General features: G+C 59.4%; 1 protein-coding gene. It reads left to right on the top strand.

Going from position 1 to position 775, the window contains the following annotated elements; genetic code table 11:
* Nucleotides 1-775 (top strand): peptidase dimerization domain-containing protein (locus EXE42_RS16100; protein ID WP_158293754.1); only part of this gene is annotated, 775 nt, incomplete at both ends.

Raw genomic sequence — 775 nt, 5'->3', positions numbered from 1 at the left:
GATGTGTTACTGCTCGTTCTCGCAGACGAGGAGACTGGCGGTGATATCGGTGCGAAATATCTGGTCGAACACCACCCAGAACGCTTTGCGGACGTGGAGTACGCGATCGGAGAGTTCGGTGGCTTCCCATTGCGCATCGATGGGACAGAGTTCTACCCCATTCAGGTCGCTGAAAAGCGGGTCTGTTGGCTTGAAGCGACAGTAACTGGGCGTGGTGGTCACGCCTCTCGACCCCAGTGCGATGGCGCAATGAACACGCTTGGGAAACTGCTCACACGGCTGACCGAGCAGCGCCTCCCCGTTCACATCACACCGCCAGCCCGCAAATTCATTGAGGCACTCGCCGCCGAAGCCAATTCCCAGCGGGCCGAGCAGTTGCGGGGCTTGCTGGATCCCGACCGTACTGATGACATTCTGGACGAGCTCGGCCCCATTTCGGAGCGGTTGGATCCGATGCTTCACAACACGGTGAGCCCGACAGTCGTCAACGGCGGCGGGAAGGTGAACGTTCATCCGGCAGAGGTCGACCTCCGCCTCGACGCACGGCTGCTTCCGGGGGTGACACCGGATGCGTTCCTCGAGGAGGTATGGGAGGTTATTGGTGAGCTTGAGGGTGTGGAATTTGAAGTCACACGATTCGATGGCGGTGAGAGTGCGTCCATCGATATGGGGCTGTTTGATCTACTGAGCGAGTCCCTGCGGACGAATCACCCAGCAGCGATTCCAGTCCCCTTCCTTCTTACTGGCGCCACTGACGGGCGATTCTTTGAACAGC

Source organism: Halorubrum sp. SP3, assembly GCF_005435195.1.
In the GTDB taxonomy this organism is placed as follows: Archaea; Halobacteriota; Halobacteria; order Halobacteriales; family Haloferacaceae; genus Halorubrum; species Halorubrum sodomense.
This window is presented reverse-complemented; position numbering and strand designations above follow the sequence as displayed.